Annotated in this window: 3 protein-coding genes; 2 read left to right on the forward strand and 1 reads right to left on the reverse strand. The window is 43.1% G+C overall.

Features of this window, described 5'->3' with window-relative positions; genetic code table 11:
- The first annotated feature begins 107 nt into the window (after positions 1-107).
- Together C5471_RS23155 and C5471_RS23160 are read left to right on the forward strand one after the other, a co-directional pair.
- A complete protein-coding gene (locus tag C5471_RS23155; protein WP_166296559.1) occupies positions 108-1,025 on the forward strand; it encodes a hypothetical protein in 918 nt (305 codons plus the stop codon).
- On the forward strand, positions 1,009-1,248 hold the full coding sequence (locus C5471_RS23160) for a hypothetical protein (RefSeq protein ID WP_133816332.1): 240 nt from the start codon (positions 1,009-1,011) through the stop codon (positions 1,246-1,248). The genes C5471_RS23155 and C5471_RS23160 overlap by 17 nt, the downstream gene beginning before the upstream one ends.
- A 159-nt stretch (positions 1,249-1,407) precedes the next feature.
- Here the strand turns inward: C5471_RS23160 and C5471_RS23165 are convergent.
- Positions 1,408-1,628: transposase (locus C5471_RS23165; RefSeq protein ID WP_207627231.1), on the reverse strand; the 221-nt coding region annotated here is incomplete at its 5' end.

Genomic DNA, 1,628 nt, shown 5'->3' on the forward strand with positions numbered 1-1,628 from the left:
AAGCGCGTCAGGGGGTTTTGGGGTCGGCGGTGAACGGACATTGAAAAAAACGGGTTGTAACTGACTGAGGGCATTAGGAAAATCGGCGTTCGGTAATCAACGTCGCAATGGAATGCGTTGTTGTGGAGAATAACTATCTCACCGCAAAACAAATCCCCTCATGGCTGGAAAAATTTAGAGCTGCTTCCACGGAGGAAGAAAGAAACCGTTTGATTGAAGTTGCTGGTAAAGCTGATCAAACTCAGCAACAGAAAGCGATAGAAACCCGGATCACAAAAGAGTATCTGGTACAACAACAAGAAGAGTTGATCAAACTGGTTCAATCACCGGGTTGTGATGCGGATTGTATAAAGCTGGCAGAACATAGCCTCAAGCAACTTAGCCCGGTTATTGATAGCTACGAAGTCTTGCAGAACGGCAACAATGTCCCACGGGCAGTGGTTGCAACGACAGCTATTGCTGCGCCTTGGGCGAGCAGGGCTGTAGCACCTTTATTCGCTGACGGCGTGGGCAGTATGATGCTTACAACTGGCACGATAGGGGCAGGAGCGAATGCTGGAATTCAGTATTTAACGACAGGTGAGATCAATCCAGTTGATGTAGGATTTGCCTTTGGTACAGGAGCATTTACCGCCTATACAGGATTTTGGGGTACCGTCGGCTGGAATGCGGGTATGGGAGGCGCTGCCAGTGCAGTGAAAGGAGATGATCCTTATTCAATTGGACTAAATATTTTAAGTGCAGGGACAGGTGCTGGCGCGGGGTATGGAGTTGGTAAGTTAACCACTTTTACTGGAAATAAAATTGGCCAATGGCAGACAAGTGAATTTAACCCGAAATTTAATCCTAAATTGCAGGGAGGGGCAGTAAAAGGTGAATATGGACTTTCGAAGGATATGAAACCTCATCCACTACCCGGTATTTTGGGGAATATGGGAGCTGCTGGTATGACAGAAGGAACAAACTGGATGATTCAAGAAGAGATTAAAAAGGCTAAGGAAAAAGCTAATGAAAACAAAAAATAGCCAGATAGCAGTTGTGCTTATAACCAGCATCATGTGTGGTATAGGTATGTTTTTGATAATGATGGTAACCTTTTTTATTGGTCGTTGTCTAATTTGGTGGTTTGTGAGTGGTGAATTTAATTTCCCATATGAGTATGTAAAGAAATCTTTCAAAATAGGCCTAGCTATAGGCCCAATAGCCGGAGTAGGAACTTGGTTTATAGAATATAAGTTACGTAGATGACGTTAAAATCCCAATCCTCGCGGTTGGGATTTTTCTTATGGCTTTAGCCAGTTTAAGTCGCGTTAGCGTCTTAAACATAAAACCACCCGCTTTGCGGGTGGAGTTCAAAGGTTATACCAAGAAAAACACCTTTCCGTTACGATATATACCCAAGAAACTTCAAGATGCAGTTTTTAGTACCTGAAAATGGTCATTAATTCTAGATGTCAGCGAGTTCGCTATATCAGGTAGCGTTGTGGTGAAAAATTTGAATACTTTGTCTCGAAATTCATGTTTATCAGCGAAATAACGGTTATTTCGAACATGTTCATTCATGACCTTCCATAATCGCTCTATCGGGTTTAAATTGGGGCTATAGGGAGGAAGGTAATGTAACTCAA

The sequence above is a fragment of the Photorhabdus tasmaniensis genome (assembly GCF_011189505.1).
Taxonomy (GTDB): Bacteria; Pseudomonadota; Gammaproteobacteria; order Enterobacterales; family Enterobacteriaceae; genus Photorhabdus; species Photorhabdus tasmaniensis.